A 16,544-nucleotide genomic window follows, 5' to 3' on the forward strand; every position below is an offset into this window, starting at 1 on the left:
CCCATGGGGCCGCGTGACACCCGTCGCGGCGCCCGCATTAGCCTGAGCAGCCTGAGCTTTCTACTCGGCCGCTCATCACCAAACACGGAGGCAAACCGGTCGTGCCGACCAACGAACAGCGACGTGCCACAGCCAAACGCAAATTGGAGCGGCAGCTCGAGCGCCGCGCGAAGCAGGCCAGAATGCGCCGGATCTTCGTGATCGCCGCCGGCGCGATCGTGGCGGTGGCCGTGATCGCCGGCGTGGCGTTCGCGGTCATCAACAACCGCCACGACCACCGGGGCACCACCGCCGCACCCGCCACGACGACCACCAGCAGCCCGGCGCAGACGACCACGACCGCGTCCCCGCAGCCCGGGGCTGTTCCGCCGTTGCCGCCGTTCAAGCCGTCGGCCAGCCTCGGCGCCGACTGCCAGTACCCGGCGACGAAGACGGCGGCCGCCAAGGATGTCAAGCCGCCGCGGAGCGGCAAGGTGCCCACCGACCCGGCCCAGGTCAGCGCCAGCATGATGACCAACCAGGGCCCCGTCGGCCTCCTGCTGGCCAACAACGAATCACCCTGCACCGTCAACAGTTTCGCCAGCCTGGCTCAGCAGAAGTACTTCGACGGCACCAAGTGCCACCGGCTGACAACCTCGCCGACGCTGGGCGTCCTGCAATGCGGCGACCCGGCGGGCAAGGGCACCGGCGGCCCCGGCTATCAGTTCGCCAACGAGTACCCCACCGACCAGTACCCGCCGAACGATCCCAAGCTCGACGAGCCGGTGCTGTATCCGCGCGGCACGCTGGCGATGGCCAACGCCGGGCCGGGCACCAACGGCAGCCAATTCTTCCTGGTCTACAAGGACTCCGAGCTGCCGCCCCAGTACACCGTGTTCGGCACGATCCAGTCCGACGGGCTGACCACGCTAGACAAGATCGCCAAGGCCGGCGTCGCCGGCGGCGGCGAGGACGGGCCGCCGGCCACCGAGGTCACCATCAAGTCGATCATGCTCGACTAGGGCGCCGGCCTCAGGACGCGGACGTCACCCGGTACACGTCGTACACACCCTCGACGTTGCGCACGACGTTGAGCAGGTGCCCCAGATGCTTGGGGTCGCCCATCTCGAAGGTGAACCGGCTGATCGCCACCCGGTCGCCCGACGAGGTGGTGACCGACGCCGAGAGGATGTTCACCTTCTCGTCGGCCAGCACCCGCGTGATGTCGGAGAGCAACCGGTGCCGGTCGAGCGCCTCGACCTGGATGGCCACCAAAAACACCGACGACGCCGACGGCGCCCACAGGACCTCGATGATGCGCTCGGACTGCTGCTGCAGCGACGCGGCGTTGGTGCAGTCGGTGCGGTGCACGCTGACCCCGCCGCCGCGGGTGACGAAGCCCATGATCGCGTCGCCCGGCACCGGGGTGCAGCACTTGGCCAGCTTGGTCAGCACGCCCGGGGCGCCCGGGACCGAGACGCCGACGTCGTCGTTGCTGCGCGGGCGGCGCAGCATGGTCGCCGGTGTGGACCGTTCGGCGAGGTCCTCTTCGGCCTGGTCGATACCGCCGAGTTCGGCCAGCAGCCGCTGCATCGCGTGCTTGGCCGATACGTGCCCCTCGCCGATCGCGGTGTAGAGCGCGGACACGTCGGCGTAATGCAACTCGCGGGCAACCGCCCCCATGGATCCGCCGTTCACCAAGCGTTGCAACGGAAGTCCGCCGCGGCGCACCTCGCGGGCGATGGCCTCCTTGCCGGCCTCCAGGGCTTCCTCGCGGCGTTCCTTGGCGAACCACTGCCGGATCTTCGCCTTGGCCCGCGGCGACACCACGAACTGCTGCCAATCCCGCGACGGCCCCGCGTTGGGCGCCTTGGACGTGAAAACCTCGACGACCTCGCCGTTTTCGAGCTTGCGTTCCAGCGCCACAAGTCGCCCGTTGACCCGCGCGCCGATGCAACGGTGACCGACCTCCGTGTGCACGGCGTAGGCGAAGTCCACCGGTGTCGACCCCGTCGGCAGCGTGATGACGTCGCCCTTGGGGGTGAAGACGAAGATCTCCTGCACCGCAAGGTCGTAACGCAACGACTCCAGGAACTCACCCGGGTCCGCGGCCTCACGCTGCCAGTCGAGCAACTGACGCATCCAGGCCATGTCGTCGATCTCGGCGGCCGCGTGGGGATGCGGAATGCCGTTGCGGCCCTTGGCTTCCTTGTAACGCCAGTGCGCGGCGATGCCGTATTCGGCGGTGCGGTGCATGTCGCGGGTGCGGATCTGCACCTCCAGCGGCTTGCCCTCCGGGCCCACGACGGTGGTGTGCAACGACTGGTAGACCCCGTAACGCGGCTGGGCGATGTAGTCCTTGAAACGACCGGCCATCGGCTGCCACAGCGAATGGACAACGCCCACCGCGGCGTAGCAGTCGCGGATCTCGTCGCACAGGATGCGGATACCGACCAGGTCGTGGATGTCGTCGAAGTCGCGACCCTTAACGATCATCTTCTGGTAGATCGACCAGTAGTGCTTGGGGCGGCCCTCCACGGTCGCCTTGATCTTCGAGGCGTTGAGCGTGTTGATGATCTCGGCGCGCACCTTGGCCAGGTAGGTGTCCCGCGACGGCGCGCGCCCGGCGACCAGGCGGACGATCTCCTCGTACTTCTTGGGATGCAGGATCGCGAACGACAAGTCTTCCAGCTCCCACTTGACGCTGGCCATACCCAGCCGATGGGCAAGCGGGGCAATCACTTCCAGCGTCTCGCGGGCCTTGCGCGCCTGCTTCTCCGGCGGCAGGAAGCGCATGGTGCGCATGTTGTGCAACCGGTCGGCGACCTTGATCACCAGCACCCGGGGGTCGCGGGCCATCGCGGTGATCATCTTGCGGATGGTCTCGCCCTCGGCGGCGCTGCCCAACACCACCCGGTCCAGCTTGGTCACGCCGTCGACGAGGTGACCGACCTCGTCACCGAACTCCTCTCTCAAAGCCTCGATCGAGTACCCGGTGTCCTCGACGGTGTCGTGCAACAGCGCGGCCACCAACGTAGTGGTGTCCATGCCCAGCTCGGCCAGGATGTTGGCGACGGCCAGCGGGTGGGTGATGTAGGGGTCGCCGGAATGCCGGATCTGCGTGGCGTGCCGCTGGTCGGCGACCTCGAAGGCCCGCTGCAGCAGCTGCATGTTCGCCTTGGGATAGATCTCCCGGTGCACCGCCACCAGCGGTTCCAGCACGGGATTGAGGGTGCTGCGCTGCGCGGTCATCCGTCGGGCCAGCCGGGCCCGGACCCGGCGGGACGCGCTGCTGCTGGTCTTCGGCGTCTCGCCGGGCGGCTGGGGTGTGCCGCGCGACGATTCGGGAGCGGGATCGTTGCGCAACGCGTCGTCGGCCGGCGGCGGCACAGTCTGCGCCATGCTCTGGTCGTCCGCCACGTCGGTCACCTCCGACCTTCGAGGATATCGCCTCGGCGGCGCGAACAGGCTGACTGGCATCCCTGCGCCTGCCCGTTACACGTCGGCGGATGGCGGGCGGATGGCGGAGGACGACCGAGCAAGCGCCAAGCGACTGAAGGTGCTTGCTTCGGGGTTGCACCAGCTGGCGCCACATGCGCGACGGTCGGCGCGTATGTGGCCGCCGATGCCAGGCCGCCGTCCGTGGTCGGGCCTAGCTGGGCGTCGTCCGCGGCGATCGCCGGCAGCGCCGCCGCGGCGGCAGGCCAGGACGTAGGGGCAATCGGCAAACACATCGTCACCCGCGGCGCGGACTATGTGGATGCCGCAAAGGCCTACGCCGCCAACGACCGGGGTAACGCCGAACAGTTGCGTCGGCTGGTGGGCTGATGATCACCGGAGGCTGGCCGACGCTTTCGGGAGTCGAGGCCTCCGACTTCGCCTACTTCGGGGCGCTCGCCGGATATCTGGGCAGAATGCGGCCGAACGCCGAGAGCGCGCTGCAGAAGCTGGCCGAGGATGTTCAACGCCCCGGCGGAGTGTCGTGGGAGGGCGCGGCGGGGGATGCGGCCGCTGGGCGGGCGGCCGCAGACCTCGTGCACGCACGCGAGAGCCTGACCATGAGGATCGTGGCGAATGTCAATGAAGGCCGTTCAGACGTGCCTGGCGGCGGCCAGAAGGGAGTGATCACTATGTATCCGCTTGAGGGCGGTAGCGGAGTACTTTTACTCGGAAAGGACTGGACATGGACCCCGCCTTGGGTGAATAAGAATGTTCCCATCAACTAAAGACACCGGCCCGGAGAACGCGTTTGCTGCAGTGGTGCTGCATAACTTGCTGGGCTACATCGAAGAGCAGAACGCGAAGGGGTTTAAGCCCTTCCACGTCTCCCACGCCTGGACCCAGGGACCCATGATGTACCTCGTCTACTCCGCGCCGCCGTCTGACATCACCAGGGGACTCGTCCGCGACACCAGACGTTCGCTCATCGACCGGGGTCATTGGCCGTCCCAGGACGAGGCGGTGCTGTACTACTACCTACTTGATCTCGAGGAGCGGCAGCCATGGGGGTCTCGCCGGAAGACGGGCGAACCGGACACCATCTTGTGGGACGGCTATCCGCTCAACGATGATCTCCCACAGCGTCCAGCCGATATTGCCAGTGTGCATCGTTACACACGACCGGCCCAGGTCGCCTCGGTGCAGCGCGACAAAAGTCAGGATCGGCGCGTCGTCAACGAGCCCCGCCGGTACGCAGATCCGTTCTGAGCTCTGCCGCAACGTGGCAAGTCGTGCGCCGGCCCAACCTAACGGCTAAACCCGACTCAGGCTGTGCACCGGCAGCGGTGCGACGGCCGCGCGACCGCCCAGCGAGCCGAGCTCGACCACCACCCCGGCCCCGGTCACCCGGGCGCCGGCGCGTTCCATCAACCGGGCCGCGGCGGCGAGCGTGCCGCCGGTGGCCAGCACGTCGTCGACGAGGAAGACGCTGCGGTCGCGCAGGTTGAGCCCGTCGGCGGGGATTTCGATGCAGGCTTCGCCGTACTCCCGGGTGTAGCTCTCGCTGAGCACCGGGGGCGGCAGCTTGCCGCTCTTGCGGATCGCCAGCACGCCGGTCCCCAGCCGGGTGGCCACGGCCGCCCCCACCAGGAACCCCCTGGAGTCGATGCCCGCGACCAGGTCTGCGCCCGACACCATGCCCGCCAGCGCGTCCGTCACCGCCGCCAGCGCGGCCCGGTCGGCGAACAGCGGGGTGAGGTCCTTGAACTGCACTCCGGGCTCGGGAAAATCGGCCACCTTGCGGGTGAGCGACGCGATGAGGTCGGCCAGGGCGGCCTGGGAACCCAGGGCAGCGATCGTACCGGCACGAGTCACTGAAACCTCATTGCACTAGGGCCCATCGGTCCATGTTCCAGCCCGCGCCCCAGCGGGTCGGATTCCTGGTCACCGCGTACATCTTCTTCGACCTCAGCAGCGTGCGTTGCTGTCGATAGAGGGGCAGAGTCGGCATGTCCCTCCACAGTACCGGCGCGGCCTCCCCCACCAGCCTGGCCCGCTCGGCGGGGTCGGCCGACACGGCCAGCGCGCCGATGATGCCGTCGATTTGAGCGTTCGCGAACCCGGACAGGTTGTTGCCGTTACCGCTGTGCAGGTCGTAGGCGTCCATCGCCGACGACCCGGTCGATCCGCTGCCGCTGGCCCCGCCGGTGCTGGCCAGCAGCACGTCGATCTTGCCGTCCCGCAGCGCCTGCGGCCCCGGCGAGTCCAGGGTGACGTTCGTGACGGTGATACCGGCCGCGGCACACGATTTGGTGATCGTCCCGACGGTGACCGCCAGCCGCGCGTTGGGTCCGTGGTAGCCGATCCGCACCGTCACGGGTCCGGCCCCGTGCAGCTCGTCGCGGGCGGCGCCGGGATCGGCCCTGCTGAAGCGCTCGGCATCGGCGCCGGCCTCCCCGCGGGCGACCGCGTCGTCGGTGGCCGGCTCCAGCCGCGAGTTGGCGATCGGCACCCCCGCGTCGCGCGCGATCGTGTCGCGCGGCGTGCACAGCGCGAACGCGCGGCGCACGCTGGTCAGCGCTAGCGGCCCCGCCGGCGCGAAGATGAGCTGTTCGATGCCGTCGGACGGCGAGTCGTCGCGGTCGTAGTCGTCCGGGGTGACCAGCGCCCCGGCCGAACCGGCCGCCACGTCGACCACGTCGACGCTGCGGCTGTTGACCCGATCCTGGATGTCGGCGCCCTGCGACCGCACGATCACCCGCTTGGTGATCGCCCGCGGCCCCCACCACCGGTCGTTGGCGACGAGCACCACCGCGCCGCGGTCCAGCACCGATTCGATCTTGTACGGCCCCGACGACGGGAAACGGCGGAGATCGAGCCCGGGCTTGAGGTCCCAGATGGTGTTCCACAGCCGTGCGATCTGTTCCACCACCGGCTCGTCGTTGTTCAGCAGGGCCGCGGTCACGTCGGTGTGCAACTGGTCGGCGATCACGTGCGACGGCATCATCGAGGTCGCGGTGAACAGCTGCGTGTAGTCGACGACGCCGCGGTCCGGGGCGAAGGACACGCGCGCCTTCTTCTGACCCGGCTTGCACTCGACGTTGGCGATGTCGACGTAGCCGCCCCGGGTGGCCGCGTCGAAGCCCGGAAACCGGCCAGACTGGGCCGCCCAGGCCAGGACGAGGTCGTCGCAGGTCACGGGCTTGCCGTCGGAGTAGACGGCCTTGTCGGCGAGCTGATAGTCGAGCACCAGCGGCGCGCCGTCCACGACCGAGACGGTGCCGAAGTCGTGGTCGGGGACGACCTGCCCGTCCGGCCCGTGGTAACCGAAGCCGGTGAGGGTGCGAGCGAAGGCCTGGGCGCCGGCCGACGCGGCGCCCACGACGGTGTTGGCGTTGTAGGTCAGCAGCGGTCCGTCGACGACGTAGTCGACCTGCGAGGCGGCGCTGCCGGAGCATCCGGTGAGGGTGGCTGCCCCCGCCAGCACCGCGGCCAGAGCAACGATCGCCCATCCGCGCCAGCCGGCCATGCTGACTACCGCCGGCCGGCGTTTCGCTTGCCGCTCGGACGCCGGGTGCCGGTGGGCCGCACGGGCCGGGCGCCCGGGGCGGGCTTGCTAGGGGCCGGCTTGCCGGACCCTGCGGCTTCCGTGTCAGCTTCCGTGTCGTCCTGCGCGGGTTCGGTGTCGCCGGCGGATTCCGCCGGCTCGGTCGTCTCGGTGTCGTCCCCGGCGCCGCCGCGCCGCCTCATGACCCGGCGGGTGTGCGTGCGCACCAGCTCCGTGCGCTCCCGCAGCGTGACCAACAACGGCGTCGCGAAGAAGATCGAGGAGTACGTGCCGATCACGATGCCGATCAGCTGCACCAGGGCCAGGTCCTTCAGGGTGCCGACCCCCAGCAGCCACACCGCGACCACCATCAGCGACAGCACCGGCAGCACGCCGATCAGGCTGGTGTTGATCGAGCGCATGAAGGTCTGGTTGATCGCGAGGTTGGCCAACTCGGCGAAGGTGCGCCGGTTGGTGTGCTGGAAGCCGTGGGTGTTCTCCTCGACCTTGTCGAACACGATGACGGTGTCGTAGAGCGAGAACCCGAGGATCGTCAGCAGGCCGATGACCGTGGCGGGGGTGACCTCGAAACCGACGAGCGAGTACACGCCCGCCGTGACGGTCAGGTCGAAGAACATCGCCGCGATCGCCGACAGCGTCATGTAGCGCTCGTAGCGCACGGTGATGTAGAGGGCGACCAGCGCCAGGAACACCACCAGCGCGATCAGCGCCTTGTTGGTGATCTGGTCGCCCCAGGTCTCCGACACCGCCGAGTCACTGATGGCCTGCTTGCTGGGTTTGCCGTCGGCGCCCTTCGGTTGGAAGGCGTCGAACAGCGCGTTGCGCAGCCGGCTGGTCTGGTCGTTGGACAGCGTCTCCGAGCGGATCTGCACCGTCGCCGCGGCGCCGCTGCCGACGGTCACCACCGACTCGGGGTCCTTGCCGATGGCCTTGCTGAAGACCTCGGCGACCTGAGACGTCTGCGCCGTGCCTTTCCCACCCGTGGCGGGAAAGGACACCGTCGTCCCGCCGTTGAAGTCGATGCCGAAGGTGAACCCGCGCACCAGGATGCTGACGATCGCCACCGCGACGATCGCGCCGCTGATGCCGAACCACAGCCGGCGCCTGCCCACCACCTCGAACGCCCCGGTGCCGGTGTAGAGCCGCGTGACGAAGCTGCGGCGGGCCGGCCCGGTGAGCTCGACGGCGTCGGTGGACGCCTCGGTCGTTTCGATCTTGTCCCGGGAAGCCATCACGTCACGTCCGTCCCGTCTTCACCTGCGTGGCGGCCCGGCGTTCACGGGCGACCTGCTGAACGGCGCCCAGGCCGTTGTAGGAGGGCTTGGCCAGCGTCGGCGACTTGGAGGCCAGGTACACCAGCGGCCAGGTCACCAGGAACACGACCACCAGGTCGAGGATCGTGGTCAGGCCCAACGTGAACGCGAATCCCTTGACCTGGCCGATCGCCAGGAAGTAGAGCACCGCGGCGGCCAGGAACGTGACGGCATTGCCCGAGACGATCGTCTTGCGGGCCCGCACCCAGCCTCGCGGCACCGCCGACCGGAACGAGCGGCCCTCGCGGATCTCGTCTTTGATCCGCTCGAAGAACACCACGAACGAGTCGGCGGTGGTGCCGATACCGATGATCAGACCCGCGATGCCCGCCAGGTCCAGGGTGTAGTTGATATACCGCCCCAGCAGCACGAGGATCGCGAACACCATTGCGCCGGAGGCGATCAGCGACAACGCCGTCAGCAACCCCAGCACCCGGTAATAGAGCAGCGAGTACAGCAGCACCAGGATCAGGCCGATGCCACCCGCGATCAGGCCCGCCCGCAGCGAGGTCAGCCCCAGGGTGGCCGACACGGTCTGGGCCTCCGACGACTCGAAGGACAGCGGCAGCGACCCGTACTTCAGGACGTTGGCCAGCTGGCGCGCCGTCGAGGCGGTGAACGGAGGGTCGCCACCGGTGATCTGGGTGCGGCCGCCGGGGATGGCCTCCTGGATCATCGGCGCGCTGACCACCTGGGAGTCCAGCGTGAACGCCGTCTGCGTGCCGATGTGGGACGCGGTGAAGTCGGCCCACACGCTGGCCGCCCCGGGCTTGAACTGCAGGTCGACGACATAGCCGATGCCGTGCTGGTTCATGCCCGAGGTGGCGTTGGCGATCTGGTCACCGCTGATGATCGACGGCGCCAGCAGGTAGGCCGTCTTGTGGTCGGTGGAGCAGGTCACCAGCGGAAGGTTGGGGTCGTCGTTGCCGGCGAGGATGTCGTCCTTGTCGCAGCGGGTGGCCTCGAACTGCAGGGCGAGGAACTGGATGCCCTGCTTGGTGCTCTGCCGCCACTTCTTCTCCTCGGCGATGCGCTCGGCGAGGTCTTTGCGCGGGTCCGCCGGCGCGGGCTGCTCCCCCGGCGCGGGCCCTTCGGCGGGGGCACCGGGCGCGGGTGCCGGCGGAGGCGGCGCCGGGCTCGGTGACGGCGGGTCCTGCGGGTAGGGGCGGGGCTGGGCGCCCGGCGCGGGCGGGGCCGGCGGCGGGTTCGGCCCAGGCGGCTCGGGGGCCGGTTGCCCCGACGGCGCGGGGGCCGGCTGGCCCGGGGTTCCGGCCGGCGCGCCGTTGTCGCCCTTGGGCTTGGGCTCACCCTGCTGCGGTGGCTTGGGTTCCACGCTCTGCGCCGGCATCGAGTTGAGCACCGGTCGGATGTACAGCCGTGCGGTCTGCCCCAGGTTGCGGGCCTCGCTGCCGTCCTTCCCCGGGACCGTGATGACCAGGTTGTCGCCGTCGACGACGACCTCGGAGCCGGAGACGCCCAGCCCGTTGACCCGCGCGCTGATGATCTGCTGTGCCTGCGCCAGGGCCTCCCGGCTGGGGGCCGAGCCGTCCGGGGTGCGCGCGGTCAGCGTCACGCGCGTGCCGCCCTGCAGGTCGATGCCGAGCTTGGGGGCAGCCCGCTTGTTGCCGGTCAGGAACACCAGCAGGTAAAGGCCCACGAGCAGGATCAAGAAGACCGACAGGTAGCGGGCAGGGTGCACCGGCGCCGAAGACGATGCCACGTTCCTTGTGTCTCCTCGAGAATCGGTTTGTTAGCCAGGACTTCCTTGCCCGGGACAAAGACTACGTGTCAGCCTCCCGTGCACCGCGCAAGCGGTCCGGGTCGCCGCAACCCTTCCCCGGAAATCCTCCTCAGAAATCCTTGCGCAGCCGGCTCTCATCGGCGGCGTCCCCCGGTTTTCCGGGTGCCGGCAGCCGGTCGGCCCCCTCGGCCTCGTCGATGTCGTCGAGGTCGTCGTCGGTCAGGATTCGGTCGCGGACGGCCAGTTTCATCCACCTGGTCACCACGCCGGGTGCGATCTCGAGGTCGACGGTCTCGTCGGCGATCGCGACGATGGTGGCTTCCATGCCCGAGGTGGTGTGCACCCGGTCACCGGCCCGCAGCGACTCCTGCAGGTCGATGGTCGCCTGCATCGCGCGTTTCTGGCGACGCGACGCAAAGTACATGAACCCGCCCATGATGAGCAGGAAAGGCAGGAACAGAACCAAACTCTCCATCGCGGCGCCCGTCTTTCGTCTCGGTGTGTTGAACCCGGGTCCAGTCTGCCCTTTTCAGTGCGACCAGCCGCACGCAGGCACTCCTGTGGCCACTCCAGGGGGGCGCTCGGCGGCGGCCCCGCCGCGGCCGCGCGACCAGATAGGGTGGATTTCGTGGCGTGACGGGCGCGCCGCGGTGAGGAGGAGATTGTGGCCGGCCTCGAGCAGACCCGAAAGCTGGTCACCGAGATCCCCGGTCCCGCCTCGCTGGAACTGACCAGACGCCGGACCGCGGCGGTGTCGGGCGGTGTGGGCGTCATCATGCCGGTCTTCGCCGCCCGGGCCGGCGGCGGCATCGTCGAGGACGTCGACGGCAACCGGCTCATCGACTTGGGTTCGGGCATCGCGGTCACCACGATCGGCAACTCCTCGCCGCGCGTGGTGGAGGCGGTGCGGGCGCAGGTGGCGGAGTTCACCCACACCTGTTTCATGGTGACGCCGTACGAGTCGTACGTCGCCGTCGCCGAGGAGCTCAACCGGATCACCCCCGGCTCCGGCGAGAAGCGCTCGGTGCTGTTCAACTCCGGCGCCGAGGCGGTCGAGAACGCCATCAAGGTCGCGCGCTCGCACACCGGCAAGCCCGCCGTGGTGGCGTTTGACCACGCCTACCACGGCCGCACCAACCTGGCGATGGCGCTCACCGCGAAATCCATGCCCTACAAGAGCGGCTTCGGACCGTTCGCACCCGAGATCTACCGGGCACCGCTGTCCTACCCCTACCGGGATGGCCTGACCGACAAGAAACTGGCCACCAACGGCAAGCTGGCCGCCGAGCGGGCGATCACCGTCATGGAGAAGCAGGTCGGCGCCGGGAACCTGGCCGCCGTCATCGTCGAACCGATCCAGGGCGAGGGCGGGTTCATCGTGCCGGCCGAGGGATTTTTGCCCACGCTGCTGGACTGGTGCCGCAAGAACGACGTGGTGTTCATCGCCGACGAGGTGCAGACGGGGTTCGCCCGCACCGGCGCGATGTTCGCCTGCGAGCACGAGGGCATCGAGCCCGACCTGATCTGCACCGCCAAGGGGATCGCCGACGGCCTGCCGCTGTCGGCGGTGACCGGCCGCGCCACGCTCATGGACGCCCCCCACGCCAGCGGTTTGGGCGGCACCTTCGGCGGAAACCCCGTGACGTGTGCGGCCGCCCTGGCCACCATCGAGACCATCGAGCAGGACAACCTAGTTGAGCGGGCCCGCCGGCTGGAACACCTGATGTTCGACCGGCTGGCGCGGCTGCAGGCCGACGACGACCGGATCGGCGACGTCCGCGGCCGCGGCGCCATGATCGCCGTGGAGTTTGTGAAGTCGGGGACCGCCGACCCCGACCCCGAGTTGACCCACAAGCTGGCGACCACGGCCCACGCGTCCGGGATCATCGTGCTGACCTGCGGCACGTTCGGCAACGTCATCCGACTGCTGCCCCCGCTGACCATCAGCGACGAGTTGCTCGGCGAGGGGCTAGACGTACTCGGCGAAATCCTGGCCGGCCTCTCGAGCTAGACCCGGGGGCGCAGCACATCGTTGTCGTGGGCAAGCTCACAATCTCGCCCCGAATCCGCTCCTAGAGGAATATAGTTACCTTAGCTAAGGTTATATCCGTCGTCGCGCGACAGCGCAAATTAGCTTCATTAATTCTCCAAACCGCAAAAGGATTTGTTATGCCGACTACGACTCACGAAGAGTGGCTTGCTCGCCGCGTCGAGAACCTGACCGCAACCGACCCCCAGTTCGCCGCCGCGCGGCCGGACCCGGCCGTCGCCGAGGCCCTGGATCAGCCCGGGCTGCAGCTGCCGCAGATCATCCGGACGGTCCTGGACGGGTACGCCGACCGGCCGGCCCTGGGACAGCGCGTCGTGGAGTTCGTCGAGCACCCCAAGACCGGACGCACGGTGCTCGAGCTGCTGCCCCGCTACGAGACCCTCACCTACGGTGAGCTGGGCGAGCGGGCCGACGCGCTGGCGCGCGCCCTGGCCGGCGACCCCGTGCATCCCGGCGACCGGGTGGCCGTCCTGGGCTTCAACAGCGTCGACTTCACCACCATCGACGTGGCGCTGGGCCTGATCGGCGCGGTGTCGGTGCCGCTGCAGACCGGCGCGGCGATCACCCAGCTGCAGCCGATCGCGACCGAGACCACGCCCACCGCGATCGCGGCGAGCGTGAAACAACTGCCGGTGGCCGTCGAGCTGATCCTCAGCAGCCGCGAAACCGGGACCGCGCCTGCCAAGCTCCTGGTGTTCGACTACCACCCACAGGTCGACGACGAGCGCGAGGCCGTGGAGACGGCGCGCGGCCGCCTGCAGGGCACCCCGGTGAACGTGGAGACGCTGGCGGAGGCCCTCGAGCGCGGCAAGGGTCTGCCGGCCGCGCCGGCCGCGCAGCCGACCGACGACGACCCGCTGGCCCTGCTGATCTACACCTCCGGCAGCACCGGCGCCCCCAAGGGGGCGATGTACCCGCAGAGCAACGTCGGCAAGATGTGGTGCCGTTCGAGCCGCAACTGGTTCGGACCGAGCGCCGCGTCGATCACGCTGAACTTCATGCCGATGAGCCACGTCATGGGCCGCGGCATCCTCTACGGCACGCTGGGCAACGGCGGCACGGCCTACTTCGCCGCCCGCAGTGACCTGTCCACGCTGCTGGAAGACCTCGCCCTGGTGCGGCCCACCGAGCTGAACTTCGTGCCGCGCATCTGGGAAACCCTGTTCGGCGAATTCCAGCGGCAGGTGAACATCCGGCTCGCCGAGGCGGGCGACACCGCCGACCGCGCCGCGATCGAGGCCGAGGTGCTCGACGAGCAGCGCCGGTACCTGCTGGGCGCACGGTTCATCTTCGCGATGACCGGCTCGGCGCCGACGTCACCCGAGCTGCGGGCCTGGGTGGAGTCGCTGCTCGAGATGCACCTGATGGACGGCTACGGCTCCACCGAGGCCGGCATGGTGCTGTTCGACGGCGAGGTGCAGCGCCCGCCCGTCCTCGACTACAAGCTGATCGACGTCCCCGAGCTGGGCTACTTCGGCACCGACCGGCCGCACCCGCGCGGCGAGCTGCTGCTCAAGACCCTCAACATGTTCCCCGGCTACTACAAGCGACCCGAGATCACCGCCGGGGTGTTCGGCGACGACGGCTACTACCGCACCGGGGACGTGTTCGCCGAGGTCGGCCCCGACCGGCTGGTGTACGTCGACCGCCGCAACAACGTCCTCAAGCTGGCGCAGGGCGAGTTCGTCACACTGGCCAAGCTGGAGGCCGTCTTCGGCAACAGCCCGCTGATCCGGCAGATCTACGTCTACGGCAACAGCGCCCAGCCCTACCTGCTGGCGGTGGTGGTGCCCACCGAGGACGCCCTGGCGCGCGTCGACGACCCCGCCGCGCTCAAGCCGCAGATCGCCGACTCGCTGCACAAGGTCGCCCGCGAGACCGGCCTGCAGCCTTACGAGGTGCCGCGCGCCTTCATCGTCGAGACCACGCCGTTCACGGTGGAGAACGGCCTGCTCACGGGCATCCGGAAGCTGGCCTGGCCCAAGCTCAAGGCGCACTACGGCGAGCGGCTCGAGCGGCTCTACGCCGAGCTGGCCGAGGGGCAGGCCAACGAACTGGTCGAGCTGCGCCGCAACGCCGCCGACGCGCCGGTGCTGCAGACGGTCAGCCGGGCCGCGGCCGCCCTGCTGGGTGCGGCTTCCCCTAGTGGGCAAACAGACCTGCCCCATGACGTCCACTTCACCGAGCTAGGCGGGGACTCGTTGTCGGCGTTGACGTTCGGCAACCTGCTGCACGAGATCTTCGACATCGATGTGCCGGTGGGGGTCATCGTCAGCCCGGCCAACGACTTGGCGGCCATCGCCGACTACATCGAGGCCGAGCGGCGGGGCAGCAAGCGGCCCACGTTCGCCACCGTGCACGGCCGCGACGCGAAGACGGTGCGGGCGGCCGACCTGACGCTGGACAAGTTCCTCGACGAGGCGACGCTGGCCGCCGCACCGAGCCTGCCCGGGCCCACCGCCGAGGTGCGCACGGTGCTGCTGACCGGAACGACGGGCTTTTTGGGCCGCTACCTGGCGCTGGAGTGGCTGGAACGCATGGACCTCGTCGACGGCAAGGTCATCGCGCTGGTGCGGGCGAAGTCGGACGACGACGCGCGCGCCCGGCTCGACAAGACCTTCGGCGTCGGCTCTCCAGGAGGGGATCCCGAGCTGCTCGCCCACTACCAGGAACTGGCCGCGGACCACCTCGAGGTCATCGCCGGCGACAAGGGCGAGGCCAACCTTGGGCTCGACCAGCAGACGTGGCAGCGGCTGGCCGACACGGTCGACTTGATCGTCGACCCGGCGGCGCTGGTCAACCACGTGCTGCCCTACAGCGAGCTGTTCGGTCCCAACGCGCTGGGCACCGCCGAGCTGATCCGGATCGCGTTGACCACCAAGCTGAAGCCCTACACCTACGTGTCGACGATCGGCGTGGGCGACCAGATCGAGCTCGGCAAGTTCGTCGAGGACGCCGACATCCGGCAGGTCAGCGCGACGCGGGCGATCAACGAGAACTACGCCAACGGCTACGGCAACAGCAAGTGGGCCGGCGAGGTGCTGCTGCGTGAGGCGCACGACCTGTGCGGCCTGCCGGCCGCGGTGTTCCGGTGCGACATGATCCTGGCCGACACCACCTATGCGGGCCAGCTCAACCTGCCGGACATGTTCACCCGGCTGATGCTGAGCGTGGTCGCCACCGGGATCGCGCCCGGATCGTTCTACGAGCTGGACGCCGAGGGCAACCGGCAGCGCGCGCACTACGACGGCCTGCCCGTCGAGTTCATCGCCGCGGCCATCTCGACGCTGGGCGCGCAGGCCCTGACCAACGGGGACGCCTTCCAGACGTATCACGTGATGAACCCGTACGACGACGGCATCGGGCTCGACGAGTACGTCGACTGGCTGATCGAGGCGGGATACCGGATCCACCGGGTCGGGGACTACGCGGAGTGGTTGCAGCGCTTCGAGACCGCGCTGCGGGGCCTGCCGGAGAAGCAGCGCCAGTACTCGCTGCTGCCGCTGCTGCACAACTACGGCAAGCCCGAGAAGCCGCTGCGCGGATCGCTGGCACCGACCGACCGCTTCCGCGCCGCGGTGCAGGAGGCCAAGATCGGCCCGGACAAGGACATCCCCCACGTCTCGGCGCCGGTCATCGTCAAGTACGCCACCGACCTGCAGTTGCTCGGACTGCTGTAACGACGGCACAGCGAAAGCGCCCGGCCCCCGGAAGGGCCGGGCGCTTTCGCTATCGGGTCAGGCGCCGGTGCCCGCGCGCTGGCGGCGCCAGCCCCGCGCGGATTTGCGATCGCCTTCGTGGCGCGCCCTGGTCGTAGCATCCGGTGAGACCTCCTCGGCCGCTGGCTGCGCGTAGGGGGCCGCGTACGGCTCGTAGGCCGGCATCGGCGCTTCGGGTTGCGCCGCCGCGGCCGCCGCCACGGGTGGCACGTCGCGGGCCAGTCGGACCGTCGTCAGCGCCAGGACGACCGCGCCGACGAAGACGATCAGCGCGCCCAGCCCGGAGAAGTAGGAGATCTCGAGGACGGCCCGCTTGCGGTCGGTGGCCGCAACCGGATCGCCGGGGGACCCGATCCGCAGGATCGGGGCGACCTCCTCGCCGAGGATGAACCAGGCGCCGGCCAGCACCGCCAGCCAGCCGCCCAGCATCGCGCTCAGCCGGTTGCCGGAGAACGTCACCAGCAGGCCGCCCACGACGGCGGTGGCGCCCGGCAGTACTTCCAACCAGCCCCGGGCCGAGGTCCAGGCCCACACCTGGTCGGGGGTGTAGGCGAAATCGAAGTGGGGGCCGACGAACGGGATCAATGCGCCCCACGCACCCAGGCAGATCAGCAGCAATCCGCTGACCGCGCCGCGCGAGCGCGGCATGCGCAGCCCGCCCGAGTGGTCCAGCTCTGCGTTCTTCATGACATCTCCTCGATAGACACGGGCTGAACGGGTATCTACGGGTACCCGA

Annotated in this window: 13 protein-coding genes; 6 read left to right on the plus strand and 7 right to left on the minus strand. The window is 69.3% G+C overall.

Features of this window, described 5'->3' with window-relative positions; genetic code table 11:
- Positions 1 to 101: 101 nt before the first annotated feature.
- Positions 102 to 1,001 carry a peptidylprolyl isomerase gene (locus AB8998_RS18820; RefSeq protein WP_369739258.1) on the plus strand — a complete coding sequence of 300 codons (900 nt, stop codon included), beginning with the start codon at positions 102 to 104 and terminating at the stop codon, positions 999 to 1,001.
- 10 nt (positions 1,002 to 1,011) lie between these two features.
- On the opposite strand, the gene AB8998_RS18825 is transcribed toward AB8998_RS18820, so the two are convergent.
- Positions 1,012 to 3,399 carry a RelA/SpoT family protein gene (locus tag AB8998_RS18825; RefSeq protein ID WP_369741651.1) on the minus strand — a complete coding sequence of 796 codons (2,388 nt, stop codon included), beginning with the start codon at positions 3,397 to 3,399 and terminating at the stop codon, positions 1,012 to 1,014.
- Positions 3,400 to 3,621: 222 nt separating this feature from the next.
- Between AB8998_RS18825 and AB8998_RS18830 the strand changes: the two genes are divergently transcribed.
- From AB8998_RS18830 to AB8998_RS18840, 3 genes are read left to right on the plus strand one after another with little or no spacing between them, the layout of a single operon-like run.
- Positions 3,622 to 3,807 (plus strand): hypothetical protein, encoded by a 186-nt coding sequence (locus tag AB8998_RS18830; RefSeq protein ID WP_369739259.1) that lies wholly within the window; start codon positions 3,622 to 3,624, stop codon positions 3,805 to 3,807.
- Positions 3,807 to 4,205, plus strand: a complete 399-nt coding sequence (locus tag AB8998_RS18835; RefSeq protein ID WP_369739260.1) for a hypothetical protein — start codon at positions 3,807 to 3,809, stop codon at positions 4,203 to 4,205. The genes AB8998_RS18830 and AB8998_RS18835 overlap by 1 nt, the downstream gene beginning before the upstream one ends.
- Positions 4,189 to 4,686: a hypothetical protein gene (locus AB8998_RS18840; RefSeq protein ID WP_369739261.1), complete on the plus strand. Its 498-nt coding sequence runs from the start codon at positions 4,189 to 4,191 to the stop codon at positions 4,684 to 4,686. The genes AB8998_RS18835 and AB8998_RS18840 overlap by 17 nt, the downstream gene beginning before the upstream one ends.
- A 45-nt stretch (positions 4,687 to 4,731) precedes the next feature.
- On the opposite strand, the gene AB8998_RS18845 is transcribed toward AB8998_RS18840, so the two are convergent.
- The 5 genes from AB8998_RS18845 to yajC all read right to left on the minus strand — a co-directional run bounded on the left by AB8998_RS18845 (position 4,732) and on the right by yajC (position 10,514).
- Positions 4,732 to 5,274, minus strand: a complete 543-nt coding sequence (locus AB8998_RS18845) for an adenine phosphoribosyltransferase (protein WP_369741652.1) — start codon at positions 5,272 to 5,274, stop codon at positions 4,732 to 4,734.
- 25 nt (positions 5,275 to 5,299) lie between these two features.
- Positions 5,300 to 6,946: an ABC transporter substrate-binding protein gene (locus AB8998_RS18850; RefSeq protein WP_369739262.1), complete on the minus strand. Its 1,647-nt coding sequence runs from the start codon at positions 6,944 to 6,946 to the stop codon at positions 5,300 to 5,302.
- A gap of 5 nt (positions 6,947 to 6,951) precedes the next feature.
- Positions 6,952 to 8,217 carry a protein translocase subunit SecF gene (gene secF / locus AB8998_RS18855; RefSeq protein ID WP_369739263.1) on the minus strand — a complete coding sequence of 422 codons (1,266 nt, stop codon included), beginning with the start codon at positions 8,215 to 8,217 and terminating at the stop codon, positions 6,952 to 6,954.
- A 4-nt stretch (positions 8,218 to 8,221) separates the two neighbouring features.
- A complete protein-coding gene (gene secD, locus AB8998_RS18860; RefSeq protein WP_369739264.1) occupies positions 8,222 to 10,018 on the minus strand; it encodes a protein translocase subunit SecD in 1,797 nt (598 codons plus the stop codon).
- Positions 10,019 to 10,148: 130 nt separating this feature from the next.
- Complete coding sequence (yajC, locus tag AB8998_RS18865) at positions 10,149 to 10,514, minus strand: preprotein translocase subunit YajC (RefSeq protein ID WP_369739265.1); 366 nt, start codon at positions 10,512 to 10,514, stop codon at positions 10,149 to 10,151.
- A 189-nt stretch (positions 10,515 to 10,703) separates the two neighbouring features.
- Between yajC and gabT the strand changes: the two genes are divergently transcribed.
- Both gabT and car read left to right on the plus strand, forming a co-directional pair.
- Positions 10,704 to 12,050 carry a 4-aminobutyrate--2-oxoglutarate transaminase gene (gabT, locus tag AB8998_RS18870; protein WP_369739266.1) on the plus strand — a complete coding sequence of 449 codons (1,347 nt, stop codon included), beginning with the start codon at positions 10,704 to 10,706 and terminating at the stop codon, positions 12,048 to 12,050.
- Positions 12,051 to 12,208: 158 nt separating this feature from the next.
- Positions 12,209 to 15,769, plus strand: a complete 3,561-nt coding sequence (gene car, locus AB8998_RS18875; protein WP_369739267.1) for a carboxylic acid reductase — start codon at positions 12,209 to 12,211, stop codon at positions 15,767 to 15,769.
- Between the two features lie 57 nt (positions 15,770 to 15,826).
- Here the strand turns inward: car and AB8998_RS18880 are convergent, their stop codons facing one another.
- A complete protein-coding gene (locus AB8998_RS18880) occupies positions 15,827 to 16,495 on the minus strand; it encodes a hypothetical protein (protein ID WP_369739268.1) in 669 nt (222 codons plus the stop codon).
- Positions 16,496 to 16,544: the final 49 nt, after the last annotated feature.

It is taken from the genome of Mycobacterium sp. HUMS_12744610, assembly GCF_041206865.1.
Taxonomy (GTDB): Bacteria; Actinomycetota; Actinomycetes; order Mycobacteriales; family Mycobacteriaceae; genus Mycobacterium; species Mycobacterium servetii.